The organism is Mycolicibacterium aromaticivorans JS19b1 = JCM 16368 (assembly GCF_000559085.1).
Taxonomy (GTDB): domain Bacteria; phylum Actinomycetota; class Actinomycetes; order Mycobacteriales; family Mycobacteriaceae; genus Mycobacterium; species Mycobacterium aromaticivorans.
Genome location: NZ_JALN02000001.1, coordinates 5,215,423 through 5,239,594 on the forward strand (window position 1 = coordinate 5,215,423; position 24,172 = coordinate 5,239,594).

At 66.9% G+C, this 24,172-nt stretch carries 32 protein-coding genes; 17 read left to right on the plus strand and 15 right to left on the minus strand.

All coding sequences use genetic code 11. The features are described 5' to 3' along the window. Window positions 1-25 precede the first annotated feature (25 nt). Window positions 26-1,306: a cytochrome P450 gene (locus Y900_RS24905; RefSeq protein WP_036345118.1), complete on the minus strand. Its 1,281-nt coding sequence runs from the start codon at window positions 1,304-1,306 to the stop codon at window positions 26-28. A gap of 70 nt (window positions 1,307-1,376) precedes the next feature. On the opposite strand from Y900_RS24905, the gene Y900_RS24910 reads away from it, so the two are divergent. Genes Y900_RS24910 through Y900_RS24920 form a run of 3 tightly spaced genes read left to right on the plus strand, consistent with a single transcriptional unit; the run spans window position 1,377 to window position 3,341 of the window. Beyond that, window positions 1,377-2,045 carry a YoaK family protein gene (locus Y900_RS24910; RefSeq protein ID WP_036345119.1) on the plus strand — a complete coding sequence of 223 codons (669 nt, stop codon included), beginning with the start codon at window positions 1,377-1,379 and terminating at the stop codon, window positions 2,043-2,045. Next, window positions 2,042-3,124, plus strand: a complete 1,083-nt coding sequence (locus tag Y900_RS24915; protein ID WP_237752640.1) for a pyridoxal-phosphate dependent enzyme — start codon at window positions 2,042-2,044, stop codon at window positions 3,122-3,124. The genes Y900_RS24910 and Y900_RS24915 overlap by 4 nt, the downstream gene beginning before the upstream one ends. A gap of 28 nt (window positions 3,125-3,152) precedes the next feature. Further along, window positions 3,153-3,341, plus strand: a complete 189-nt coding sequence (locus Y900_RS24920; RefSeq protein ID WP_036345121.1) for a hypothetical protein — start codon at window positions 3,153-3,155, stop codon at window positions 3,339-3,341. Window positions 3,342-3,360: 19 nt separating this feature from the next. On the opposite strand, the gene Y900_RS24925 is transcribed toward Y900_RS24920, so the two are convergent. After that, window positions 3,361-3,864 (minus strand): nuclear transport factor 2 family protein, encoded by a 504-nt coding sequence (locus tag Y900_RS24925; protein WP_036345122.1) that lies wholly within the window; start codon window positions 3,862-3,864, stop codon window positions 3,361-3,363. Window positions 3,865-3,905: 41 nt separating this feature from the next. Then, the gene (locus Y900_RS24930; RefSeq protein WP_036345124.1) at window positions 3,906-4,361 is read right to left on the minus strand and encodes an SRPBCC family protein; all 456 of its coding nucleotides are present in this window, start codon (window positions 4,359-4,361) and stop codon (window positions 3,906-3,908) included. On the opposite strand from Y900_RS24930, the gene Y900_RS24935 reads away from it, so the two are divergent. After that, entirely contained in the window at window positions 4,360-4,836 is a 477-nt protein-coding gene (locus Y900_RS24935; RefSeq protein ID WP_337588785.1) for an SRPBCC family protein, read from the plus strand. The two genes, Y900_RS24930 and Y900_RS24935, sit on opposite strands and share 2 nt — an antisense overlap. On the opposite strand, the gene Y900_RS24940 is transcribed toward Y900_RS24935, so the two are convergent. Further along, complete coding sequence (locus tag Y900_RS24940; protein WP_036345125.1) at window positions 4,823-5,647, minus strand: polysaccharide deacetylase family protein; 825 nt, start codon at window positions 5,645-5,647, stop codon at window positions 4,823-4,825. The two genes, Y900_RS24935 and Y900_RS24940, sit on opposite strands and share 14 nt — an antisense overlap. Window positions 5,648-5,773: 126 nt before the next feature. Between Y900_RS24940 and Y900_RS24945 the strand changes: the two genes are divergently transcribed. Continuing rightward, window positions 5,774-6,658, plus strand: a complete 885-nt coding sequence (locus tag Y900_RS24945; RefSeq protein WP_036345126.1) for a TIGR03854 family LLM class F420-dependent oxidoreductase — start codon at window positions 5,774-5,776, stop codon at window positions 6,656-6,658. 18 nt (window positions 6,659-6,676) lie between these two features. Further along, window positions 6,677-7,687: a DUF4331 family protein gene (locus Y900_RS24950; RefSeq protein WP_036345127.1), complete on the plus strand. Its 1,011-nt coding sequence runs from the start codon at window positions 6,677-6,679 to the stop codon at window positions 7,685-7,687. Here the strand turns inward: Y900_RS24950 and Y900_RS24955 are convergent. Then, window positions 7,684-8,250 (minus strand): chorismate mutase, encoded by a 567-nt coding sequence (locus tag Y900_RS24955; RefSeq protein WP_081845229.1) that lies wholly within the window; start codon window positions 8,248-8,250, stop codon window positions 7,684-7,686. The genes Y900_RS24950 and Y900_RS24955 overlap by 4 nt on opposite strands. Before the next feature lie 56 nt (window positions 8,251-8,306). On the opposite strand from Y900_RS24955, the gene Y900_RS24960 reads away from it, so the two are divergent. After that, window positions 8,307-9,077 (plus strand): class I SAM-dependent methyltransferase, encoded by a 771-nt coding sequence (locus tag Y900_RS24960; RefSeq protein ID WP_036347746.1) that lies wholly within the window; start codon window positions 8,307-8,309, stop codon window positions 9,075-9,077. A gap of 2 nt (window positions 9,078-9,079) precedes the next feature. On the opposite strand, the gene Y900_RS24965 is transcribed toward Y900_RS24960, so the two are convergent. Beyond that, entirely contained in the window at window positions 9,080-10,150 is a 1,071-nt protein-coding gene (locus tag Y900_RS24965) for a S1C family serine protease (protein WP_051660249.1), read from the minus strand. Between the two features lie 160 nt (window positions 10,151-10,310). Between Y900_RS24965 and Y900_RS24970 the strand changes: the two genes are divergently transcribed. The 6 genes from Y900_RS24970 (at window position 10,311) to Y900_RS24995 (ending at window position 15,137) form a co-directional block, all read left to right on the plus strand. Next, the gene (locus Y900_RS24970; protein ID WP_051660250.1) at window positions 10,311-10,550 is read left to right on the plus strand and encodes a hypothetical protein; all 240 of its coding nucleotides are present in this window, start codon (window positions 10,311-10,313) and stop codon (window positions 10,548-10,550) included. A gap of 173 nt (window positions 10,551-10,723) precedes the next feature. Continuing rightward, window positions 10,724-11,578, plus strand: coding sequence for a cyclopropane mycolic acid synthase family methyltransferase (locus tag Y900_RS24975; RefSeq protein WP_036345128.1), 855 nt, complete (start codon window positions 10,724-10,726; stop codon window positions 11,576-11,578). Between the two features lie 185 nt (window positions 11,579-11,763). Then, window positions 11,764-12,333, plus strand: a complete 570-nt coding sequence (locus tag Y900_RS24980) for a lipoprotein LppJ family protein (protein ID WP_131536275.1) — start codon at window positions 11,764-11,766, stop codon at window positions 12,331-12,333. Between the two features lie 119 nt (window positions 12,334-12,452). Continuing rightward, window positions 12,453-12,797 (plus strand): ferredoxin, encoded by a 345-nt coding sequence (gene fdxA, locus Y900_RS24985; protein WP_036345129.1) that lies wholly within the window; start codon window positions 12,453-12,455, stop codon window positions 12,795-12,797. Window positions 12,798-12,983: 186 nt separating this feature from the next. Beyond that, window positions 12,984-14,231 (plus strand): DUF7159 family protein, encoded by a 1,248-nt coding sequence (locus tag Y900_RS24990; protein ID WP_157838274.1) that lies wholly within the window; start codon window positions 12,984-12,986, stop codon window positions 14,229-14,231. 150 nt (window positions 14,232-14,381) lie between these two features. Continuing rightward, window positions 14,382-15,137 (plus strand): L,D-transpeptidase, encoded by a 756-nt coding sequence (locus tag Y900_RS24995; RefSeq protein WP_036345130.1) that lies wholly within the window; start codon window positions 14,382-14,384, stop codon window positions 15,135-15,137. Here Y900_RS24995 and Y900_RS25000 read toward each other — a convergent pair. The 5 genes from Y900_RS25000 to Y900_RS25020 form a co-directional block, all read right to left on the minus strand. Next, window positions 15,127-15,813: a sterol desaturase family protein gene (locus Y900_RS25000; protein ID WP_036345131.1), complete on the minus strand. Its 687-nt coding sequence runs from the start codon at window positions 15,811-15,813 to the stop codon at window positions 15,127-15,129. The genes Y900_RS24995 and Y900_RS25000 overlap by 11 nt on opposite strands. Next, entirely contained in the window at window positions 15,810-16,532 is a 723-nt protein-coding gene (locus Y900_RS25005; RefSeq protein ID WP_036345132.1) for a FadR/GntR family transcriptional regulator, read from the minus strand. The genes Y900_RS25000 and Y900_RS25005 overlap by 4 nt, the downstream gene beginning before the upstream one ends. A 55-nt stretch (window positions 16,533-16,587) precedes the next feature. Then, complete coding sequence (locus Y900_RS25010; RefSeq protein WP_036345133.1) at window positions 16,588-17,133, minus strand: YceI family protein; 546 nt, start codon at window positions 17,131-17,133, stop codon at window positions 16,588-16,590. Between the two features lie 29 nt (window positions 17,134-17,162). Then, the gene (locus Y900_RS25015; protein ID WP_036345134.1) at window positions 17,163-18,410 is read right to left on the minus strand and encodes a cytochrome P450; all 1,248 of its coding nucleotides are present in this window, start codon (window positions 18,408-18,410) and stop codon (window positions 17,163-17,165) included. Window positions 18,411-18,529: 119 nt separating this feature from the next. After that, the gene (locus Y900_RS25020; RefSeq protein ID WP_036345135.1) at window positions 18,530-19,288 is read right to left on the minus strand and encodes a helix-turn-helix domain-containing protein; all 759 of its coding nucleotides are present in this window, start codon (window positions 19,286-19,288) and stop codon (window positions 18,530-18,532) included. A gap of 86 nt (window positions 19,289-19,374) precedes the next feature. Between Y900_RS25020 and Y900_RS25025 the strand changes: the two genes are divergently transcribed. Then, the gene (locus Y900_RS25025) at window positions 19,375-19,662 is read left to right on the plus strand and encodes a hypothetical protein (RefSeq protein WP_036345136.1); all 288 of its coding nucleotides are present in this window, start codon (window positions 19,375-19,377) and stop codon (window positions 19,660-19,662) included. Here Y900_RS25025 and Y900_RS25030 read toward each other — a convergent pair. Continuing rightward, window positions 19,656-19,847, minus strand: a complete 192-nt coding sequence (locus tag Y900_RS25030; protein ID WP_036345137.1) for a ferredoxin — start codon at window positions 19,845-19,847, stop codon at window positions 19,656-19,658. The two genes, Y900_RS25025 and Y900_RS25030, sit on opposite strands and share 7 nt — an antisense overlap. Next, on the minus strand, window positions 19,844-21,124 hold the full coding sequence (locus Y900_RS25035) for a cytochrome P450 (RefSeq protein WP_036345138.1): 1,281 nt from the start codon (window positions 21,122-21,124) through the stop codon (window positions 19,844-19,846). Before Y900_RS25035 ends, Y900_RS25030 begins: the two co-directional genes overlap by 4 nt. A 114-nt stretch (window positions 21,125-21,238) precedes the next feature. Between Y900_RS25035 and Y900_RS25040 the strand changes: the two genes are divergently transcribed. Continuing rightward, window positions 21,239-21,829 (plus strand): TetR/AcrR family transcriptional regulator, encoded by a 591-nt coding sequence (locus Y900_RS25040; protein WP_036345139.1) that lies wholly within the window; start codon window positions 21,239-21,241, stop codon window positions 21,827-21,829. Window positions 21,830-21,883: 54 nt separating this feature from the next. Next, window positions 21,884-22,594, plus strand: coding sequence for an SDR family NAD(P)-dependent oxidoreductase (locus tag Y900_RS25045; protein WP_036345140.1), 711 nt, complete (start codon window positions 21,884-21,886; stop codon window positions 22,592-22,594). Window positions 22,595-22,597: 3 nt separating this feature from the next. Here the strand turns inward: Y900_RS25045 and Y900_RS25050 are convergent, their stop codons facing one another. Then, a complete protein-coding gene (locus Y900_RS25050; RefSeq protein WP_051660252.1) occupies window positions 22,598-23,038 on the minus strand; it encodes a hypothetical protein in 441 nt (146 codons plus the stop codon). Between Y900_RS25050 and Y900_RS30490 the strand changes: the two genes are divergently transcribed. Next, complete coding sequence (locus Y900_RS30490) at window positions 23,028-23,243, plus strand: hypothetical protein (RefSeq protein ID WP_051660253.1); 216 nt, start codon at window positions 23,028-23,030, stop codon at window positions 23,241-23,243. The genes Y900_RS25050 and Y900_RS30490 overlap by 11 nt on opposite strands. A 105-nt stretch (window positions 23,244-23,348) precedes the next feature. Here the strand turns inward: Y900_RS30490 and Y900_RS25055 are convergent, their stop codons facing one another. After that, window positions 23,349-24,170: an ANTAR domain-containing protein gene (locus Y900_RS25055; protein ID WP_036345141.1), complete on the minus strand. Its 822-nt coding sequence runs from the start codon at window positions 24,168-24,170 to the stop codon at window positions 23,349-23,351. Window positions 24,171-24,172 lie beyond the last annotated feature (2 nt).

The window sequence follows — 24,172 nt, forward strand, 5'->3', positions numbered from 1 at the left end:
GTGCCGCCCGGTCCGCGCCACAAACTCAGGCGGGCGTCCAGCTCACCGGCAGCCGTTTGATGCCATGGATGAACGCGGACAGCAGCATCGAGGGCTCTTCGGTGACCGCGATATCAGGGATGCGGCGGTGCAGTTCTTCGAATACGACGGCTATTTCGCGGCGGGCCAGGTTGGCGCCAAGGCAGAAGTGGGCGCCGCCCCCGCCGAAACCGACGTGGTGGTTGGGCGTGCGGGTGACATCGAAGAGGTACGGGTTGGCGAACTTCTCCTCGTCCCGGTTGGCCGAGGCGTACCACATGGTCACCTTGTCGCCCTCGGCCATCTTGACCCCGCTGAGCTCGATGTCGCGGGTGACGGTGCGGCGCATGTAGATCACCGGCGACGCCCAGCGCACCACCTCCTCGACCGCGGTGTCGGTGACGCCGGCAAAGTCATCCCACCAGATCTTGCGCTGCTCCGGATACCGGGTCAGTGCCAGCACCCCGTGGCTGATCGCGTTCCGGGTGGTCTCGTTGCCCGCCACGGCAAGCAGGATGAAGAACGACGCGATCTCGGCCGACGTCAGCCGTTCCCCGTCGACCTCGGCCGCCACCAGCGAGGTGGTCAGGTCCTCACGCGGGTTGATCCGCCGGTCCTCGGCGAGCGCGGTGGCGTAGGCGCCGATGTCGAAGGCCACCTTGAGGAACTCGTCGAAGTCGGTGGTCAGGTCCGGGTCGCCGAAGCCGAGAATGATGTTGGTCCAGTGGAAGATCCGGTCGTGGTCGTCCTCGGGGATTCCCATCATGTCGCAGATGACCTGCAGCGGCAGTGGGCCGGATAGCTCGGTGACCAGTTCGGCGTTGCCGTCCGGATTGTTGGCGATCATCGCCGACACCAGTTGTTGCGCACGGTCGCGCACCGACGCCTCGGTGCGCGCCACGACCTTGGGGGTGAAGGCGCTGCGCACGATGTTGCGCAGCCGGGCGTGCCGGGGGTCGTCCAACGCGATCATCGAGCCGAAGTACTCGGCGACCTCGGGGATCTGATCGCCGATCGTGATGTTGGGATAGGAGCTGAAGATGTCCGGGTGGCGGCTGGCGTAGAAAACATCGTCGAGCTTGGTCAACGCCCAGTGGCCGGGGCCCGCCTCAATACCCTCGAACTCCACCTCGTGGAAGAACGAGATCGGGGCCTCACGGCGCAGTGTCGCGAACGCTCCGTCGCGCAGGGCGTCGTCCATGCCCCAGAACTCGAAGGTGCCCAGATTGATGTCCTCGAGCGCCATTTCGGGCGGCTGCTGACCATTGACACGTGTGGCGATGCCCATGGGAGACGACCTTAGAGTCCACGGCCCACGCTCGTGTTCATTTCCCGATTCAGGCAAGCTTGCTCCCACGATGACGCGCACCTCGACGACATTGCGTTTCGGCCTGCTGCTCACGCTGGCAAACGGCTTCCTGGACGCCTACACCTACCTCGCCCGCGGCGGGGTGTTCGCGAACGTGCAGACCGCCAACGTCATCCTCTTCGCGCTGGAGACGAGTCAGGGAAGAGTCAGCGCGGCGCTGGCGCACGTGTGGCCACTTCTGGCGTTCTTCGCCGGCGTGGGACTGGCCTCGCATCTGAAGTCGGGCCGGGTCGAGCGATACCTGAAGCATCCGCTGCGCTGGACGATGCTGCTGCAAGCCGCGGTGCTGTTCACCATCGGTTTCGTCCCGAGCACGGTGGCGCACAGCTATGTGACGGTACCGATCTCGTTCGTCGCGGCCATGCAGATCGGGTTGTTCCGCAACATCGGCGAATTCGTGTATCTGCCGGTGGCGACCACCGGCAACCTGATGCGTCTGGTCGAAAGCGGTTACACCGGTTTCGTGGACCGCGACGTGACGGCGCGGCGAGCGTTCACCACGTACGCCGCGCTGACGGCGTCCTTCACCGGCGGCGCGGTGGCCGGCGCATACGCCACCCGCGCCTGGACCGTGCATGCGATCTGGATCCCGGCCGCCGTCCTGTTCGTCACGCTGATCCTGTTCGTCATCGACGAACGCAGGGGAGTGGAGCCATGAATCTGCCGCCGCTGCAATGCCGCTCGTGCGCCCGGGAATTCGACGTCGCCGAGCTGGTATGGCGGTGCCCGTGTGGCGGGGTGCTCGACGTCATCGAGACGTGGCGACCCGATGGTGATTCCGTGCTGCCGGTACCGGTCGGCGCGTCGACCACACTCGGTGAGGGCAACACCCCGATGATCCCGTCGAAGACGTCACCTGGGATCCGCTTCAAGCTCGAATTCCTCAATCCCACGCTGTCTTTCAAGGATCGAGGCGCGGTGGTCCTGGCGGCGCTCGCTGAACGGCTCGGAGTCGGGGAGGTCGTGGTCGACAGCAGCGGCAATGCCGGAACCGCGGCTGCGGCGTATTTCGCACGGGCAGGCATCAACTGCCAGGTGTTGGTTCCGGCAGCGACCTCGCCGGAGAAGCTCGCTCAGATCCGGGCGCACGGCGCCGCGCTGACGCTGGTGCCCGGGGACCGCGCCGCGACCGCCGCGGCGGCCGCGCGGATCGCCCAGCGCCCCGGCATCTTCTATGCCAGTCACGTCTACCACCCGTATTTCATGCACGGCGTGAAGACCTACGGATACGAGATCTGGCAGCAGAACGGACGCCGCCTGCCGGCGGCGGTGCTGGTTCCGGTCGGTAACGGGACGCTGCTGCTGGGCTGTCACCTGGCCTTCACCGAGTTGGTCGGCGCCGGGTTGGCCGACCGGATGCCGGCGCTGATCGCGGTCCAGGCGGCCGGGTGCGCACCGCTGGCGGCGGCGTGGGACGGCCGGGACCCGGACCTGGGTTCCACGCTGGCCGAGGGCATTGCGATCACCGCACCGCCCCGCGCCGAGCAGATCCTGGCCGCGGTGCGCGATTCGGGCGGCGCGATCGTCACCGTCGACGACGACGCGATCGTGGCGGGACGTCAGGCGCTGGGCCGCGAGGGCTTGTTCGTCGAGCCGACGGCCGCGGTCTGTTACGCCGCGGCCGCAGGGGCCGCCGCCCGATCAGGGCCGGACTGGCAGCGGATCACCGATCTGTTGGCCGGAGGCGACGTGGTGATTCCGTTGTGCGGCGCGGGTCTCAAGCATCCGGGCGATTGAACTGCACCCCAGCGGGGAAGCATGAAACATGGCAACCTACCGCGTGATCAACCCGCATGGCGACGTCGTCGACACCAAGGACATCGAGAGCGCCGAGGACGCCCACGCGTGGTTCGTCGACTCACGCGCCGACAACTCCGAGCTGGGTTGGCGCATGGAGGTCGAGCACGACGGCGAGTGGAGCTTCTTCGACGACACCGAAGGCAGCTCGAACTGACGCCCAGACCGGCGAAGCCTCAGGCGAGGTCCCATCCCATGTTGCGGGCGAACGTGACCGCATCGTCGGAGATGGTTCCCAGCTTCTTCGACGTCTCGATGTAGCCCTTGACCATGGGCATGAAGTTCATCGGGTTGTAGGCGTCTTCCTCGTAGCTCCACAGCCCGTCACCGGCGTACTTGAGCACCGAGATGTTGGGTTCCTCGTGGATGCTGCCGTCGCCGGGATCGCGCATCCGGTTCTGGAACTCGCAGATCACCCAGCCCTTATCCACATCGATCGAGTGCCAGGTCGACGGGAACCACGGCATCTCGGTACCGGGAAAGGTGTTCATGGTCTTGACTATCCAGCTCCGGATCGCCTCCCGGCCGCGGAATGTGCCGTAGGAGTGCTCCACATAGGTGGCGTCCTCGGTGAACTGGTCGGCGAACCGCGACCAGTCCCAGCTGTCGGCGATGCCGACGACGACCTGCTTGTGTTCCTCGAACGCGGACTCGATCTCTTCCCGTGACCACCGACCCATGCACCGGTTGTATCAAACCGACCGGCACCCGCGGCGAGGATTCAGTCGTTCTCGACGACCTTCTTGATCCGTTCCAGCGTGGTGCGCATGTCTCGCTTGTTGCGCCGAACCCGTAGCTGTCCGCCCAACAACTCGAACAGGCGCACCCCGGGGAAGTCGGCCATCCGGAACGATTCCGTCACGTCGTGGCCGTCACCGTGTGCGTCCAGCCGATAGTGCCAGTTGTTGAGCGCCTTGTCGCCGGCAAGGACGGCGAAACCGAATTCGCGTCCCGGTTCGCAGGCGGTGACGCGGCACGTGGTCCAGTACACCGGGCCGATCTCGTTGCGCCGCACATGCCCGCGGAACTTCGCTCCCAGAGCCGGGCCGGTCGCGCCGTCGAGCCATTCGGACTCGAACACCTCCGGTGAGAACTCACCGGTTCGGGTGGTGTCGGCGATCACATTCCAGATCTTGTCGGCCGGTGCGGCCATGTGCACTGTCACGGAGCCGTTCATGGGACCTGATCCTATGCAGCCGGTGGCCCGGACCGAACGGCTATGCGGCGTAGCGTTGGCGGACATGGGGTTTGGTGTGCGAATTCGGCCGCCGATGGTGATCGTGGACCGCGTTGTGGCGTCCCCGCCCGACGCGGTCTGGGCCGTGCTGACGGACCTGGAGGCCTGGCCGCGGTGGGGGCCGTCGATCAGCCGTGCCGCCCTCGACTCCGGCGGCCGGTATCTCGTGGCGGGCGCGACCGGGACGGTGTGGGCCATCGGTGGTGTCGGTGTCCCGTTCACAGTCACCGACTTCGACGCGGGACGAAGATGGGCGTGGTCGGTCGGGGGCGTGCCGGCCACCGCGCATGGTGCCGAGCGGGCACCGGGCGGCTGCCGGGTCTGGTTCGGGGTGCCGTGGTGGGCCGCGCCCTACACTGCGGTGTGTGCGATTGCGTTGCGCCGCATCGATTCTCTGGCCGCTACGCGGAGGTGACGTGCGGGATCTCCGGCTGCAGGAAGACGTCGTTGAGGGTGACTGTGCGCAGATTGCGCGACCGGATGACGTCGATCAAGGCGGGGAAGACGTGCGTGACCGGCGGATGGTTGAGGTGGCCGATCACGATGTTCTGCTGAATGAAGTACTGATTGGCCATCTTCACGATGAAGTCCTCGGCGACCGGTGTGGAGTCGGCCAGCGAGCCCGCCCACATGGTCGGAACCCGATACCCCAGATCGGCGGCCACCGCATCGACGTCGTCGTTGTGACTGCCGTACGGCGGCCGGAAATATGGTGTGGCATCGGTGCCGAACGTGTTGCGCAGGAACTGGTCGTTGCGCTTGAGCTGGTCGGCGACCTGCTCCTTGGTCAGCGTGGTCAGGTCGGGGTGGGACCAGGTGTGGTTGCCGAGCTGGATCTGGCCGGAATCCACAAGCGGCCGCAGCAGTGCCGCGTTGTCACGCCAGGAGTCATAGACGCCGTTGACGAAGAACGTGAGCCGGATGCCGGTGTCCTTGGCCAACTGGGTGTAGAGCCGGACGACTTCGGAGTTCACGCCGTCGTCGACCGTGAGTGCCAGCAGGTCGCCCTTGCCCGGAATCCTGGCCAGTTCGCCGCCGCCCGGCAACGGGATCCGCGCCGTGGTCGGCGGCGGGGGCAGCAGCGGAGCCGCGCCGATCGGCGGCGGGGGAGCCTTGGCCGCGAGCGGAGGATTGGTCTGCGACATCGCGATCGCGCTGGACGCGCCGACCAGTCCGGCCGAGGCGAACAAGCCGATCACGAATTGACGGCGGGTTACCTCGGGCACGTCACGATCCCACAACCCCAAGTCACATCCGTAACACGCGTCACACCCATAGGCTAAGCTGCGCGACCGCCGAAACCCGGCACATCCGCCGCTGTGTCGCCGTCCGGGCCGGGCTACCGTGGCCAGATGAGCGACGTCAAGATCCGCTTCGGGATCAGCTTCGGCAGCGGAGTCGAAGATCTGCCCCGCGTCGTCGACCGGCTCGAGGCGGCGGGCATCGACTCACTGTGGTTCTCCGAGCTGGTGTACACCCCGGCTGTCGACCCGTTCGCCGGAATGGCGTACACGCTGGGGCGCACCACCCGCCTCAAGGTCGGCACCTCGGTCGCGGTGCTGCCCGGGCGGAACCCCGTGCTGGTCGCCAAACAACTGGTATCGCTTGCCGCCCTCGGCCCCAAGCGGGTGCTGCCGGCGTTCGGTCTGCGCCCGGCCTCGAAGGCGGAGTGGGACCTGTTTCCGGTGCCCGACGGGCGGCGCGCGGCGGTGTTCGACGAGGCACTGGAAGTGTTGCGCGCGTTGCTCACCGGCGACGACGTCACCTTCGACGGCACGTACTTTCAGCTCGCCGGCGTTTCGCTGGGCATCCGTCCGCCGGTTCCGGTCGAGGTCTGGCTCGGCGGTTCGGCACCGGCGGCATTTCGCCGGATCGGGCGGCTGGCCGACGGCTGGCTGGGCAGCTTCCTCACTGCCGACGAGGCGCGGGTGGCCCGGCAGAGCATCGAACGCGCCGCGGCGGAGGCGGGCCGCACGGTCGAACCGGACCACCACGGTCTGAGCCTGGCCGTTGCCGACGGGCATCTGCCCGACGAGATCGCCGCCGCCGTCAGATCCCGACGTCCGGACGTGGATCCGGCCGAATTGGTCGCCGGGGACTGGTCGCAATTGCACCGGCAGCTCGACGGGCTGATCGCCGCGGGGCTGAGCAAGTTCGTCATCCGGCCGGTCGGCGACACCCCTGCCGACGAGTTCATCGAACGTTTCGTCCACGAGCTGTTGCCCCGGCAGAACTGATCCGGCAAAGTCTCGTTGATGTCGAACCACTTCACCGGCCTGAGTCTTGGCCCGCCACTGGGCGATCAGCGACTGGATCTGTGCGATCTCTACGCATTTCAGTCGCCGGCCGATGCGAGCCGCACGGTGCTCATCATGAACGCCAACCCGAACGCCGACGCGCTGCATCCCGATGCCATCTACCGGCTGGCCGTCGACAACAACGGTGACCTGCGCAACGACATCGCGTTCAGCTTCGTGTTCTCGACGCCTGAGGACGGGCGGCAGACCGTCGACGTCTTCCTGGCTGTCGGCGACGACGCGGAATCGCCATATGCGGTGGGGGAGAAAATCTTCGAAGCCGTCGAGGTGTCCTTCGGCGAAAGCGCCAACGTCGTCCAGTCGGACGGATACATGTTCGCCGCCGGTGCGCGCAGCGATGCGTTCTTCTTCGACTTCGACGGCATCAAGAACCTGTTCGACACCACCGGCGGCCGCAACTTCACCGCGCCGCACCTCGGCGGCGAGTCGCCGTGGACCGGGGTGGACTCCAACACGAGCGCCAATGTGTTCTCGATTGCGATCGAGCTGCCGACCGCCGAGCTGGCGCCTGATCCCGACCTTCGGATCTGGGGGCGCTGCAGCCTGAACCGCGACGGCGAACTGCTGCACGTCGACCGCGCCGGGCACCCGTCGGTGAGCAGCTTCTTCAACACCGACGACACCAAAGAGGAGTACAACGCCAGCGAGCCGGTCCATGACCGGGAACGCTGGATCGGGCAGTTCATTCATCTGATGGGGCACACCGGCGGCTACACCGACGATGAGGCCATCGCAGCGATCGACACCGAGGGCACGCTGCCGGACATGCTGACGTTCGACCCGGCGAAACCCGCGAAGTATCCCAACGGGCGGACGTTCAGAGACGACGTCATCGACTACCGGCTGGCGTTCCTGACCAAGGGCGATTGCCCGCCAAGCGGTCTCGCCCCCCACGCCGATACCCTCGACGTCTTCCCGTACCTGGGCAACCCGCACCCGACGAGCTAAGACCCGCAGTACGACCTGGTCGCCGAGTCCAGCGCGGTGCGGTAGAGATCGTCGAATTGGCGCTGCCCGGCCACGTCGTTCTTGGCCGTGTCCAGTTCGCCTCGGCATGCCGGCGAGCTCAGGACCGGCCATTGGGCGGCGATCTGCTCGACCATCTGGCGGTTCAGGCCGTCGATGACCGCACGGGAGGACGCCAGGTCGGGGGCGGACGTCGGCGCCCCGGCCGGGTCGAACTTCCAGCCGGCGAACCGGGCGTACTCGACGGCCTCGGTCGCGTTGATCTGGTTGGTGAACACCGTGGTTACGTAATCGGTTGCCACACCTCGGGATTGGGCGTCCTTGGGCACCGAGTCCAGCACCACCTTGACCCGCGCAGGGTCGGTGATCGGGCCGCCGGTCAGCCACTTGTTGGCGGCCACCGCATCCGCGGTCTGCAGGCGTTGCGCCGCGGCATCGACCAGGTTGTACAGCGGCTCGGTCGAATCGCCCCAGGCCGGCGCGGCCGTCGCGACCGCCGTCATCGTCATCATCGCTGCGGCGCCGCGCGCCAGGGCAGTGGTCATGGGCCCATCCTTGACGACTATTGCCGCCGATGCCGGCATTGACGTTAACTGTGTCGGTGGCGGACTGGAGCGGCCAGGACTACAGCCGGGTCAGCGGCCTGCAGCGCTCGGTGGCCGCTGAGAGCCTGGCCGAACTCGTCGTCGACGGCAGCGAGTGGATACTCGACATCGGTTGCGGCGACGGATTCCTCACCGCCGAGATCGCCGCCCGCCTGCCCCACGGCTACATCGTCGGCGTCGACGCCTCGCCGCGGATGGTGGCCACCGCCGTGCATCGTGGCCCGGCGTCACCGGCCGGCCCGGTGTACGTGTGCGCGGACGCACGGCGGCTGCCGTTCAGTCGCAGCTTCGACATGGTCGTCTCGTTCAACGCGCTGCACTGGGTGCCGCAGCTCGGCGAAGCACTCACCGCCGTTGCTGCGGTGCTGCGCCAACACGGTCGGGCACTCATCCAAATGGTCTGTGCGGGAAAACGACCCAGCATCGAGTCAACCGCCATGCAGGTGGCGGCCGCCCCGCGCTGGAGCTCCAGCTTCGCCGGATTCAGCACGCCGTTCATCCATCCCGATCCCGTGGAGCTGAGCGAACTGGCCGACGGCTGCGGGTTGCGGGTGGCCTCGATGGCGGTGCTCGACCGCGAATGGGACTTCGGCACCGTCGAGCAGTTCACGGCCTGGTGCACCGTGGGCTCGACATCCTGGACCGACCGGCTACCCGAATCCGACCGCGCCGCGTTCGTCGACGACCTCGTCGCCGCCTACCAACCGGTGACAGGCCGGGCGGGCCTGTTGCGGTTCATGCAGGTTCGGGCCGAGCTGCACCTCTGAGATCAGCCGACCGGCCCGGAGCCGAGAACAATGGGCGCGCTGCGCGGAGCGCCCTCGCGGTCGATCCAGATCAACGTAATGGTGTCACCGGGGCGATGGGTGTCCATGAAGTTCGAGAGGTCGGTGGCCGTGTTGATCGCGATTCCGTCCGCCGCGGTGATGACGTCACCCGGCGCAAGCCCGGCTCCGCGAGCCGCGGTGTCCGGAAGTACCTGGCGCACCACGGCTCCGGGCGGAGCGCCAGGGCTGGGATCGGCTATTCCGACGCCGATGAACGCGGTGTCCCCGATATGGATACCGGGACCGCCCCCGGAGCGGATCGCCCCGGCGACGCCGATCGCGCGATCGATCGGGATGGCGAAGCCCTCGCCGCCGCGCACGTTGCCCATCCGATAGGTCAGGGTGGCCGCGACGGTCACGCCGACCACCTGGCCGGCGGCGTTGACCAGCGGGCCACCTGAGTCACCGGGCCGGACATCGGCGGCGACTCGGATCAGATCGGTGAGTTCACGTGAGCCACCGCCGGATTCGTCGGAGGCGCGAACCGACGCACCCAGCTGGGTGATGTTGCCCGGGGAAAAGCTCGGCGCACCGCCGGCGCCGCCGGCATTGCCGATCGCGGCGATGGGGTCACCCACCGCCAGCCCCGATGAGGTGCCCACCGCGGCGACCGGCAGATCACCGGCGCCACGCAGGCGCACCAGCGCGATGTCGTTGGCGCGGTCGTAGCCGATGACGTCGACGGGATAGGTGCGACCGTTGGCCAGGCTGGTCGCGGTGATGCCGGTGGCACCCTCGATGACGTGGTTGTTGGTCAGCACCTCGCCGCTGGGATCGAGGACGATGCCGGTGCCCGCGCCGACCGCGCTCTGGTAGTTCAGGGTCGTGTTGATGTCGACCAGACCTGGGGTGACCTGGCCCAGCACGGTGGACTGATCCAGCGGCGCCAGAGGAGCCGGCCCGGCGTATGCCGGAGCGGCGTGGGCCGGCGCGGTGAGCAGGCCGGGCACCAACAGAAGGGCGGCCAGCACGGTCGACAGCCGGCGCCCATGACGAAATGGCTTTGCGTCCATGTCTCAACTTTGCCCGAAAAGCCGCGTATATGACATTCGGATGGCCTTTTGGCCGCTCCCGGCGTTGCTGAGCGCCGTGCTGCTGTTTGGTGGATCACATTTGTGGGCAGTCCGGTTCCAGCATCACGTCCCCCGGCATCGAACGCGAAGGAATCCGATCGTGAGCACTCCAGAACGCTCCGAAAGAACCGACGAACGGCAGCCGGAAGGTGAAAAGCCGGTGCCGGACGAAAACGCGAAGGCAAAAGCTAAAGAAATGATGACGGCTTATGAGGATCGGCCCACCGCAGTGTTGCCAGGATCGGACAACACCGTGACCGGCACCGCGGTCAACGACTGGCTTGACGAGGAAGGACAGCCCATATACGGCAAAAACGAGGACGCGGACAAAACCTCGTAACAGCTGACACCCAGCTCCCTGCCAGTTTGCTCAAGTGGGGAGTTCGAGCGCGGTCGCGTAGGCTACCCGGGATACGTCACGAGGGGAGTGCGACTGGTCTCGCGGGGGTGGACCGGAGTGCAGACGCAAGAACAGGACATCGAGCTTTGAATACACCCGGGAAAACGCCGCATATGGAGCCGCACTTCGACGACGTGCAGCACCACTACGACCTGTCCGATGATTTCTATCGGCTGTTCCTGGACCGGACCCAGACCTACAGCTGTGCCTACTTCGAACGCGACGACATGTCGCTGGAAGAGGCGCAGACCGCGAAGATCGATTTGTCGCTGGGCAAGCTCGGACTCCAGCCCGGCATGACATTGCTCGACATCGGCTGCGGCTGGGGCGCGACGATGATGCGGGCGCTGGAGTCCTACGACGTCAACGTCGTCGGCCTGACCTTGAGCAAAAATCAGGCTCTCCATGTTCAGCAGCTCTTCGACGAGTCCACCAGCCCGCGGTCCAAGCGAGTTCTGCTGGAGGGCTGGGAGCAGTTCGACGAGCCAGTTGACCGCATCGTGTCCATCGGTGCCTTCGAACACTTCGGTTACGACCGCTACGACGCCTTCTTCACGATGGCCTATGACGCGCTGCCCACTGACGGAGTGATGCTGTTGCACTCCATCGTCTTGCCGAGCGATGAAGATTTCGCGGCGCGCGGCATGCCGATCACCATGCGGCACCTGAAGTTCTTCAAATTCATCATGGACGAGATCTTCCCCGGTGGCCGCCTGCCCAAGGTGACCGATGTTCAGGAGCACGCGACCCGCGCCGGATTCATCGTCAACCGCGTCCATCCACTGCGGTTGCACTACGCCCGGACTCTGGAGATCTGGGCCGCGGCACTGGAAAAGAACGAGGAAGAAGCGGTAGCCCTGCAATCCCGCGAGGTGTACGACCGGTATATGAAGTACCTGACCGGCTGCGCTGAGCTGTTCCGCGAGGGTTACACCGACATCTGCCAGTTCACCCTGGCCAAGGGCTGACGGTTCGGCCAGCCCCAGGCTTCACCCCTAGGGTGATAGGGCACCACCGCGACGCATCCCCCGGCGTGCGCCAGCATCACGATGTCGACTGCGACGCTACGGGTCCGATCGGCCCACCGTCGTGGGCCGAAGGCCACACCTCGTAGGGCCATAGGTCCTTTGCTCGGTGTCACTATCGTGATGACATGCCTGCCGCGACCGCCCTTCGCTCTCGGCCCGCAGTGCTACTCATCGGCGCAGCGCTGTTGGTCAGTCTGATACTGGGTTTGAGTTTCGTTGCGCTGCACCACTTTCGGGACCTGCGTGGCGCGGCGGTCGATCCGGTGGCCCAGCCGCTGACCGACGATCAGGCCAGGGCGCAGGTACTCGGGCCTGCGCGCGAGATCTCCGGCGCCGGCAAGCTCGCGAACGTCAGCGCCAGCTATCTGCTCATGTCGTGCACGAATGCCGACGAGCCGCCGTACCAGGGTGCGATCTACCTCAACTTCGATGTGCCGGGGGTCCTGGAGACACCGAAGTACTTCGATGCCATCGCGACCGCCATGCGGACCGCCGGCTGGGCCGAGGCGATGCCGCCGAATCGACACCCCGGTGGGCGGACCTTCACCAGGGACGGGGTGACCGTCATCTACTTCCGCAACGACGACCGCAGCACCCGCGCCACGATGCAGATCTACGGAGAATGCCGGAACACCACCGATCACCGCAGAGATGCCACCGGGTGGGTGGACATCACCGCGTCGGTACGTCGCTGACCTGGGCGGATCCCAGTCGTCGTCCGCGGCGCCCGGGTGGCCGTGATAGGGACTTTGGTCCCTGAATCCGAGGCCTTCAACCCGTACCTGGTACGCCGGGTCACACATAGAATCTGTTCATGACCTACGTGATCAGCAGTGCGTGTGTCGACGTCAAGCACAAGGCCTGCATGCAGGAATGCCCGGTCGACTGCATTTACGAGGGTGACCGGACCATGTACATCAATCCCGTCGAATGCGTCGAATGCGGCGCTTGCCGGATCCTGTGCGAGGTCGACGCGATCTACTTCGAATCGGACCTGCCCGTCGAGGAGAAGAAGTTCCTCGCCGACAACGCAGCCTTCTTCACCGAGGTCCTGCCGGGCCGCGACGCCCCGATCGGCAATCCCGGCGGGGCCTGCGAACTCGGCCCGGTCGGGGTGGACACCCCGCTTGTCGCCGCGCTGCCGCTACACCAGTCCTGACCGGCGCCGCACTCCTCGTCGACGTGTTCGACTCCACCGTTATCGCATCGTCGCCGTAGCGGGACCAAAAAGCGCTCATTCGCCGGTATGGGCCGGGCGCGGGTAGGCTCCACGGAGATCGAAGACGACCACGCTGTCCCGGTTCGCTTCCGGCGCTTCCAGCGGAGTACGCCCATCAGGCCATCGGTGCCTCTGCGCGTGCCGTGGGAGGCCAGCGAAGTCTGCACCGGAGAGGAGTGCTTGAAGTTGGAGACCGTCCTGGGACTGTCGATGACCCCGACCACCGTCGGCCTCGTCCTGGTCGAAGGCGACGGAGCCGAAGGCGCAACGAAGGGCCATGACGCCTTCGAGGTGCGCCGCGGCGGGTTCAGCCCCGTGACCACCTCGGAGTTCGTCGCCGAAGCGCTGTCGCGCACACAGGCCATCGCGGGCGGTCAGCGCCTGCAGTCCATCGGTGTGACGTGGAGCGACGACGCCTCCGTCGAGGCCTCGCTGTTGCTCGACTCGCTGGCCGACTGCGGCTTCGCGAACGTGATCCCGATCCGGCTGCCCGAGGCCACCGAGGCGTTCGCGCGGGGAATCGGACAGGTCATCGGATCCGACGTCACGGCCGTCTGCGTCGTCGAGCCGGAGGCCATCGTCGCGTTGATCGTCGATGCGCACGAGGGCACGGTGCAGACCGCGGTCAGTTACGCCCTGGAAACCGACGAGGACCTGATCGACTGGCTGTCTGAGCTCCTGGGCGCCAGCGAATGGCAGCCCGACGGCCTGGTCCTGTTGGGCTCGGGCGACGGGTTGGAGCCGATCGCGCGCAGTCTCGAGCAGATGCTCGGCATCCCGGTCTTCGCCCCCGCCGAGGCCGAATTGGCGCTGGCCCGTGGCGCGGCCCTGGCCTCAGTGAACGGCATCGGTGTGCTCGACGATCACCTCTTCGACATCCCGGTGCCGCCGCCGGCCCGCCGCCGCGAATCGGTGGCGTTGCGTGGCGCAACGGCCCTGCTGGCCGGTGGTGTGGTGGCGTTCGTGGTATCCGCGTCGGTGGCTGTCGGCCTCGAACTGCTGCCCGACCACGGGGCGCGCCCCGTGCACCGCGACGTGGTCAACACGGCGGAGACGCCCTCGCTGCGTCCGGTCACCGCGCCGGAAGCCCCCGCGCCTGAGGCGCTCGCGGGTGCCGACGACGGGTCACCCCCGGCTCAGGCGCCGCAACCCGCCAGCGAGCCTGTCTTCGACAACGCCCCGGTGGTCGCGATGACGATGAACGTGCCCGCACCGCCGCCCGAGGCGCCGCCCGCCGCGGTGGACGCCAATCCAGAGGCACTCCCGCCGGTCGAACCCGCGGCGGCCCCGCCGGTCGTGGCCACGGTGCCACCGGTGAACCAGCCGAAGCAGACGTTGCGGCAGCGCATCTGGGAGCGCGTCCACGGGGGATAGTCGCCCGGCTTTCGCTGACGTGTGACCATTGCTCGCGTTGTGTCGCCCACGGGGCGCAGTTACGGCATGTCACCACATGTTTGGCAGGCGCCGCCGAGCGGAACATCTACACTTTCACTTTGCTGTTCGCCCACGTGAGGACTCCGAGCCATGGCCAAAGCAGTTCGACGCGCAATCGCCGTCGCAGGGATCGCGATGCTTTCACTGGCGGCTTCGGTGCAAACCAGCACAGCTGCCGTCGCGCCCTCCGTCGACGGCGCGACAGTCGCGTCCGTTCAGCCCACCAACGGGCAGGTCGTCGGAGTGGCAATGCCGATCACCGTGACGTTCACCAAGCCGATCACCGACCGGTGGGCGGCCCAGCAGACGATCAGCGTGACCACACCGGCCTCGGTGGCCGGCCGGTTCGACTGGCTCGACGACAAGACCGTGCAGTTCGTGCCCGACCAGTACTGGCCTGCGCATTCCGAGATCACCATGATGGCCGGCGGGATTCCGCGGACGTTCGGCACCGGGGCGGTGGTACTCGGAGTCGCCGACATCTCGGCGCATACTTTCACCGTCAGCATCGACGGCCAGGTGGCACGTCAGATGCCGGCCTCGATGGGCAAGCCCAAGCACCCGACCCCGGTGGGCAGCTTCAACGTTCTGGAGAAGCAGTCCTCGGTCGTGATGGATTCGCGCACCATCGGCATTCCGCTGAGTGACCCGGAGGGCTACAAGCTCACCGTGAACGACGCCGTCCGCGTCACCTGGGGCGGGGTGTACGTGCACTCCGCGCCGTGGTCGGTCGGTTCGCAGGGCTACGCGAATGTCAGCCACGGCTGCATCAACCTGAGCCCGGACAACGCCTCGTGGTATTTCAACCAGGTCCACATCGGGGACCCGGTCGTCATCAACGCGTAACTGCGGCAGGGCCTCCCGCGTCGATCGCATGCAGGTCCCTGGCTGTCGGCGAGGTCGGTACCGAGGTCGCATCGGGATAGGTGCGCAGCACCCGGTCGGCGGTGCCCGGTGTGGTCACCCCGAACCAGTAGTGCTCGTTCTTGAAGTGATGCAATCGGTGATCGCGCCAGATCACGCGGTAGGCAGCGGTTTTCGGCTTGTAATCGGTGTGCACCAGGTAGTGGCACCATTCGTAGAGCAGCCCGCAGGTCAGCGTCACCACAAGGAATGTCAGCCCCATCCCGGTGCGGGGGAACAGCCACAGCGCGATCACCATCGCGGAGGCCACCGCACCGATGGCCGACGGCAGCGGGATGAACACCAGGGCCACGTCGCGCGGGGCGATGTGATGCTCGCGGTGCTTGCGGGCGAGCAGCGGGTCGAGGGTGAACCGGCCGATGCGGCGTGGCCGCCAGTGCAGGACGAAGACGTGAATTGTCCACTCCAGGAAGGGGAATGCCGCAGCGATCGCCAACGGTACCAGCGCGTCGCCGAGCCGCCAGCCGCCGACCGCGACGCGGGCGATCACGGCGGCGGTCAGCGCCACGAGGAACAGCCACGGGGTGGGATGCCGCCAGAATTCGCGGCCCGCGTCGGCCAGCGTGAGACCGCGGCGACCGCTGGTCGATGCACTCACTGTTGTTCCTCCAGTGCGGTCAGGGCCATCACCAGAGCGGCGGTGGCCGGTTCCAGCAGTTCGCGGGCGGCTGTGACCGCCTCGTCCGATTTGCCCGCACCGATGGCGCGGGCTACGGCGCGGTAGGCCTGGGTCTGCCCGACCTCGGCGGCCATCAGGGTGGCCAGCGCGGGCAGTGCCGGCTCGTAGGCAGCCCGTAATGTGTTGAACATCAACCGAAATGCGATGGAGTCGGCGCCGTCGACGATGTGATCCCAGAACGCCAGCGCATGCCGCTGTTGCTCGAGCGGGTCGTCGGCGGATTCGAGCGCGACGATCGATTGTTCGAGCAGATCGGCCAGCCCGTCCGGGTGGCGCAGGGCGGCCAGTTCGGCCACCTTGGGCCCGTTGTGCAGGCGCGCGTCGAGGATGCTGCGGGCCACCGATACGTCGAGTTGCCCACTGCGCACCAGCAATTGGGGGAGCAGGTCCAGACCGGCATGTCTGCGGAAGTCCCGGACCGTGGTCGCGTCGCCTTGCCGGACCTCGACGAGGCCCGCGGCGGCGACCCGCTTGAGCGCCTCGCGCACAGCGGGCCGTGAGACTCCGAGTACCTCGGCCAGCCGGCGCTCGCTGGGAAGCGGTTCGCCCGGTTGCATCTCGCCGCTGAGGACGTCGGCGAGGATCTGCTCGAAGACATCCTCGGGTACGGAACGCCGGCTCACCGGCTGCAGTGCCATGCCGCCAGCATGCCCGGCTCCCCACCAGAGGTCAAGTGGTCAGACCAGTGGCGGGCTACTTGGGGTGGCGCGCCGTAAACGTCAGCTTGACCTCGTCGGCCACCTTGAGCGTCCCCATGAACAGCGAGTACGGCTTGATCCCGAACTGGGTCTGGACCACCGGCAGCTCGGTGGACATCACCCACATCCCGTCGCGCTCCTCGACGGCCAGATCGACCGATTGTGGGTGCGTCGTGCCGTGAATCGCAACGGGGCCGTCCAGGTGATAGCCGCCCGGCTTCGCGCTGATGTTCTCGGCGTCGAAGGTGATCTGCGGAAATTTCTTGGCGTCCAGAGACTTCAGCGCGTTTGAGCGAACGACACCCTTCTCCGGTCCGGTCAGCGGTGTCACGCCGCCCTCACCCCTGACGACCTGCAACGAGTCGACGTCGACCACCAGTCGGGCCGCGACCGGGGCGTCCCCGCGCCACTGGACCTGCGCCTGCCAGGACGCAAAGGTGATGGTCAGGCGGTGCCCCATCTTGGCGGCAGGCCCCCCGACTCCGGTGAATATCTGCAGTTCACCCTCGGCGGCGGTCAGTGTCCAGGAGGTATCGGTCACGCCTCGACTGTATCGGCTTGTGCCACAAGCTACTTGCTTGCGCCGGCCCCGGTGTAGTCGACCTGCCAGTGCTTGATGCCGTTGAGCCAGCCGGACCGCAGCCGCTCCGGCTTCGACAGCGGAGTCAGATCCGGCATGTGGTCGGCTATCGCGTTGAACATCAGATCGATCGTCATCCTGGCGAGGTTGGCCCCGAGGCAGTAGTGCGCGCCGGTACCGCCGAAGCCGACATGCGGATTGGGGTCGCGAAGGATGTTGAACGTGAACGGATCGTCGAACACCTCTTCGTCGAAATTGGCCGAGCGGTAGGACATCACCACCCGCTGGCCCTTCTTGATCTGCACACCCGAGAGTTCGACGTCGTCCAGAGCCGTCCGCTGGAACGACGTGACCGGGGTTGCCCACCGGACGATCTCGTCGACCGCGGTCACCGGGCGCTGGGCTTTGTAGAGCTCCCACTGGTCGGGGAAATCGGCGAAGGCTGTCATGCCGTGGGTGATCGAGTTGCGCGTCGTCTCGTTGCCCGCCACCGCCAGCAGAATCACGAAGAAGCCGAACTCGTCGTCGGACAGCTTGTGTCCGTCGACGTCGGCCTGGACCAGTTTGGTCACCAGATCGTCGCCGGGATTCGCCGTCCGGTCGGCTGCCATCTGCATCCCGTACATGATCAGCTCACCGGCGGCGCCCTGCGGGTCGTTGCGGTGGAACTCGGGATCCGCTTCGCCGACCATCTGGTTGGACCAGTCGAAGAGCTTCTTGCGTTCGTCCTGCGGTACGCCCATGAGGTCGGCGATGGCCTGCAGTGGCAGCTCGCAGGAGACCTGTTCGACGAAGTCGCCCGAACCCTGCGCGGCAGCCGCTTTGGCGATCGCCTGGGCGCGTTCGTGCAGGTTCGCACGCAACGTCTCGACGGCCCGCGGTGTGAATGCCCGGGAGACGATCTGGCGCAGATGGGTATGCCGCGGCGCGTCCATGTTCAGCAGGATGAACTGGCCGGTGTCCTTGTGTGACACGGCGGCGTCGTCCGGATAACGCGGCAGTGCGGTGTTCTCCAGGCTTGAGAACACGTCGCTGCGCCGAGAGATCTCCTTGACGTCCTTGTGCTTGCTGACGACCCAGTAGCCGTCGTCGTCGAAACCGCCGACGCCTCGCGGCTGTTCGTTCCACCAGATCGGTGCGACGCGGCGTAGCTCGGCGAGTTCTTCGACCGGTAACCGCTCGTTGTTCAGGTCGGGGTCGGTGAAGTCGAAGCCGGGGGGCAGGTTCGGACTGGGCATAAAAAGCGCACCTCCATACGACGTGATCTAGTGCCCGGTGATCCATGCCTACACCACGCACGGAGGCCTCGGGTGCGGGTTGAGGAAACTCGCAACTAGAACGTGTTCTATCACGGGCATTACATCGGTCTCAGCGCCTCGGCGGTGGTCTCGTCGGCAGGCAGGAAGGCCTCGAGGCTCAGCTCCGCGGCGGTCAGGTCGAGCGCCGTTCCGAATGTCGTCACCATCGAGAGGAACGTCAGCGGCAGCCCGTCGAGGCGGTCGACCTCCAGCGGGACCGCGACGCCGCCGAGATCGGTCGACACGTCTTCGCCGCCCGGGTAGGACTCGAGCTCTGCCAGCAGGCCGGAGCGGCGTCCGGGGCCTGCCTCTCGGCGCAATCGGCTCAGCACGTGATGCCGCCACTGCGCCAGATTGCGGATGCGCGGCGCCAGGCCGTCGGGATGCAACGTGATCCGCAGGGCGTTCGGGGTTTCCAGGAGATGCCGAGCGACCCCCTCCAGCAGCACGGCGGTTCCCGAATTGATCTGCAGCACATCCCAATTGCGGTTCACCGCCAGACAGGGATACGGGTCGTAGGTGGCGAGCACCCGGTCGACCCCGGCCCGGACGGCCGCCATCGCAGGGTCGTCGAAGCTCCGCTCGGCATACGCCGGCGCCAGCCCGGCGGCCAGCAGCAGGTGATTCTGCTCGCGGGCCGGGACGGCCAGGGCGTCCGCCAGCCTGAGCACCATGGCGCGGCTCGGTGTGGAGCGTCCACTCTCGACGAAGCTGACGTGACGGGCCGAGACGTCGGCTTCCAGCGCCAGGTCGAGTTGACTGAGCCGGCGTTGGCGCCGCCAGTCGCGCAACAGGTCCCCGAATGCGGTGCTGCCCATTCCGCCAGCATCTCCCAGGCGGCGGGGCCACGCCATTACCCCGCAGGTAATTGCGCTGCCTACCTCGGCGCGGGAGCGTGGAGAGCATGACACGGCACAGTGATCCACATCCGGTTCCGCGCTGGCTCGGTTTCGTGCTGAGGTCCGATCGCACCGGCTCGGCATGGTTCGTCGGCGCCGGCTTCTTCTTCGCCCCACTGCTGACCCTGGCGTCACCATGGCCCGCGGTGACCGTCGCGATCTGGACGGTGGTCGGTCTGTTCGGGCTCTGGCTCGGACTGCTCGGCGTGGCGATGGCCACCGGTCTGGCGATGATGCTGCGCGCGAATGCCGAGATACCCGAGGACTATTGGCGCTCGATCGTCAACTATTGATCGAGGATGACGGCATTCTCCGGACACGCCTCGGCGGCCTCGCGGGCCCTGTCTTCGAGCCCCGCGGGCACCTCGTCGACGATCGCCTCTGCATAGCCGTCGTCGGTCATCGCGAACACGTCCGGACAGACGGTGGTGCACACGCCGTGGCCTCGGCAACGTCCGTCGTCGATGTGGGCTTTCATGCGAGATCAAACTCCAGATGCAGTTCGGTGAGCCCACGCAGGATGTAGGTGGGCACGTAGGTGTACCGCCGCGCACCGGCGGGTCCGTGGTGTTCTTCGCTGATGCGGATGTCGGTGGTGCGATCGAGCAGGCGCATCAGCGCCACCCGCGCCTCGGCCCGGGCCAGTGGGGCACCCGGGCAGGTGTGGATGCCTCGCCCGAACGCGATGTGCTGCCGGGCATTTGAGCGGGACGGGTCGAAGGTGTTCGGATCGGTGAAGCGGCGCGGGTCGCGATTGGCGGCGGCCTGGACCACCATCAGTGTGGAGCCCGACGGGACGTCCACCCCACCGAGGGTGACCGGTTCCTTGGAGAGCCGGAAGTCACCCTTGACCGGGCTCTCGTAGCGCAGCGCTTCTTCGATGAAGTTGCTGATCGTAGAACGGTCCGCCCGCAGCTGCGCCTGGAATTCCGGGTTGTCGCCCAGAATTTGCAGCGCGGCGCTGAGCAGCCGGACGGTGGTTTCCTGGCCTGCCGAGTACAGGTTGGCCGCCACCCGGGCGACGTCGCCCGGATCGGGCACCGAGCCGTCCGGGAACGTCGCCGCCGCCATCTCGGACAGCACGTCGCCGCGAGGGTTGGCTCGCCGGTCTTCGATATAGGCGCTGAACTTGTCGTATAGATACTCCAGCGGGGACTTGGCCAGGCTTTCGCCCTTGACGCTGCCGATGCCGCCGCCGTGGTGCGCGCCGCTGGCCATCTCCCTGACGAACTCGTCGCGGTCGGCGTCGGGGACGCCCAGCAGGTCGGCGATGATCATCAGCGTGAACGGCTGGGCGAAGCCGGCAATCAGCTCGCCGCCGCTGCCGACGAGGTAGTCGTCGAGCGCGCGGTCGACCATCGCTCCCATCGCCTCTTCGTTCTCCTTGAGACGCTTGGGTGTGATCAGCCGCATCAGCAGGGCGCGGTGATCGGTGTGCACAGGCGGATCGAGCGCCGGCAACTGGTCGTAGAAGGGCAGTTCGTCGCGGTGCCGGGCGATGAGTTCCGGGACGTCGTCGCGCCCCTCGACGGGAACCGGGAAGCCGGGGAAGGGGCCGGTCACCGCGATGCAGGACGAGAAACGGTCGGCGTCGCCGGCGACTTCGGTGGCTTCTTCCCATCCGGTGACCATCCACACGCCGTGGTGCGGTTCCCTCGAGACCGGGCAACGTGCTTGCAGCGCCTCCAGATACGGATATGGATCAGCGACCAGACCGCGATCCGTGAAGAAGTTGACGGCGTCTACGTCGGTCACTGAGGAATCCCTTCATGTCACGGTATGGCCTATACGATCGGCAAGGAGAATGCTAGCCGATCGTATGGTAGTTTACTAGCCGATCGTAAAGTTGGATTGCGAAGGGAGTCGACGATGAGCGCAGTCGCCGCAGCCACCCCCGACTCCACCGCCGCCCCCGATACCCGGCAGCGGCTGATCGACGCGGCCATCGCGCTGTTCATTCGGCACAGCTTCGCCGGAACCTCGCTGCAGATGATCGCCGACGAGCTCGGCTTCACCAAAGCCGCCATCTACCACCACTTTCGGACCCGCGAGCAGTTGTTGACCGCGATCCTCGAGCCGATCATCGACAAGCTGTCCGCGGTGGTCGATGATGCGGAGAAGCAACGCGGCGTGCAGGCCCGGGCCGAACGCATGCTCAACGGCTACGCCCGCCTGGCCGTGCAGAACCCGATGCTGGTCTCGGTGCTGGCGTCCGACCCGAGCGTGCACACCGTCCTGAAAGCCAACCGCGATTGGACGCAGATGATCTCGCGCCAGATGGCGCTGCTCGCCGATGTCCACCCCGGCCCGGGCGGGTATCTGCGGGCGCAGTTCGTCTTCGCCGGAATCGCCGGATCGGCCGATCCGAAACGTGCAGCCGACGACGAGTGGTTGCACGCCCAGCTCGTCGACGCGGGCCGGCGGGCACTCGGCCTGCGTGCACCGCGCCGAACGTCCTGATTTTCCAGCATCTTTCGTTCATCAGGCGGTCAGCCCGCCGGAAAGGGGAAACCTATGTCCACCTCGAAGACGGCGTTGGTGACGGGTGGTGGTTCGGGAATCGGTGCGGCAGTGGCGGAGCGCTTGCGCGCCGACGGCCACACTGTGGCGATCATCGACCTCAATCCCGCTGAGCCCGAACACTCGTACGTCGCCGATGTCACCGACCGCGCGCAGATCGATGCTGCGCTCGCCGAGATCCACTCCACCCTCGGGCCGGTCACGATCCTGGTGAATGCTGCCGGCAAGGACAGCTTCCGGCGCTTCCTCGATCTGTCCTTCGAGCAGTGGCAGAACATCATCGACATCAACCTGCACGGTGTCTTCCACACCATCCAGGCCGTCCTGCCGGACATGATCGAAGCCGGCTGGGGTCGCATCGTCAATATCTCCTCGTCGAGCACCCACTCCGGCGTGCCCTACATGTCGGCCTACGTCGCGGCGAAGTCCGGCGTCAACGGTCTGACGAAAAGCCTTGCGCTGGAATATGGTCCGGCCGGTATCACGGTCAACGCGGTGCCGCCCGGGTTCATCGACACCCCGATGCTGCGTAAGGCCGAAGCCCGCGGCAACATGGGTGACATCCAGGCCACCATCAATGCCACACCGGTGCGCCGGATGGGCAAACCGGAGGACATCGCCGCGGCATGCGCGTTTTTGATCTCCGAAGAGGCCGGCTACATCACCGGCCAGATCCTCGGCGTGAACGGCGGCCGCAACACCTGAGCGTCAGCCGGCGGGCTTCGTCGTCGTCGGGGTCGCCGATGTCGTCACCGTGACGGTTGTCGTGCTGACCGTCGTCGTCGCGCTCGCCGAACTGCTCGCGGTGCCAGAGGTGCTGGCCGGCGAGAAGCTGGCCGCCTTGAACTCGATCCACGAGTCCTTGTAGATGACGTCGTCTCCCGAGGACACCAGGATCTGGGTGGGCGAGACGGCGTACGTGACACCGTCGTTCACCGCGACCAGCGTTCCGTCGGAGCTGCGCGTGATCGGCAGGTGCAGGGGAGCGTTGTCCGACAGGCGAACGCCGCGGTACTCCAGTCCGCCGTCGGCGTTCACGCAGATCACCACCAGCGATTTCGACGTGCGCCCGTAGGCCATCAGAGTCTGCTTCTCGTCGCACCGTGCGCCGGTGTCGACGTAGCCCCGTGAATCGGCCGTGAACGACACCGGCGCGCTCGAGGTTGTCGCGGCCGATGGTGCGGTCGTCGGTGTCGTGCTGGCCGTCGTCGACAGCGTCGTCGGTGCGGCCTGGGCGACGGGCAGCGTGTCAGACGAGCCGGAGGTCGCGGTCACCGCGATCGCCAGTCCGACCGCCGTCAGTGCTCCGCCGACTCCCAGCCAGGGCAACCAGCGCGACGGCGGGGTGGTGTGAGGTTCGTGAGCTGACATGGCCTAAGCGAACCACCTCAGAGGGCGTTTTCTGTGCTGTGCAGCGGCGTTTCTCCGGACCAATCGCAGGAGATGCCCGTCACGCCGCTCAGCTCGCTGGTTCAGCCGGTTGGGCCGGCGTCGACTCGTGGGTCAGCACCGCCCACAACAAGCCGGCGGCCTGGCGGGCCTGGTCGGTGGGCACGATCGGCGAACCGGCCGCGGGCTGCTCGGCCGGTGCACCGCTGATGTGTTCCACCAAGGCCACCGCCAGTGAGCGGAGCTTCACATTCGATTCATGGCTGGCTCGGCGCAGAGTGGCCCACGCGGTGTCGGCGTCACACATCAGCCGCCCCATGATCGCGCCTTTGGCCTGCTCGATGGCTCCGCGCGACTGCAGCACCGCGAGCATGTCGGCGGTGGCGGTCGCATCCTCGGCGCCGGCCGACACCATGGCCGCGGACACCAGCTGCTCATAGCCGATCAGAGTGGTCACTGTCGTGGCGGTCGACGGCCGGTCCAGCGCGCAGGACAACACGACCGTGCTGTCGGCTTTCCACACCCCGGGCACCGACACCGCTCCACGAACCTCACGCCAGGCCGCGCTGTGTTCGGGCACCCGGCCGTCCATGGCCTGCAGGCTCAGCTCGGGCCAGCGCTCGTCGGCCCACAAATCCAGGCTCAGCACCGGCATCTGGTGGACGAAAGCGTCGATCACCGGGCCGCCGAGCCCGGCCAGCTGCGCCTCGACGATCTCGCCGCCGTAGCCGCGCGCGGCCAGTACGGTGACCTCGTCCTCGTCGAGGCGCCGATCATGCACGGTGATGGCCAAGCCGACCGCATGAGGCAGGTCGAGATGAACGCGTTCGAGAATCCGGTCGAACAATTCCTGCTGGGACAGGTCGCGCCGGTGGAACTCGGGGACGGGCATGG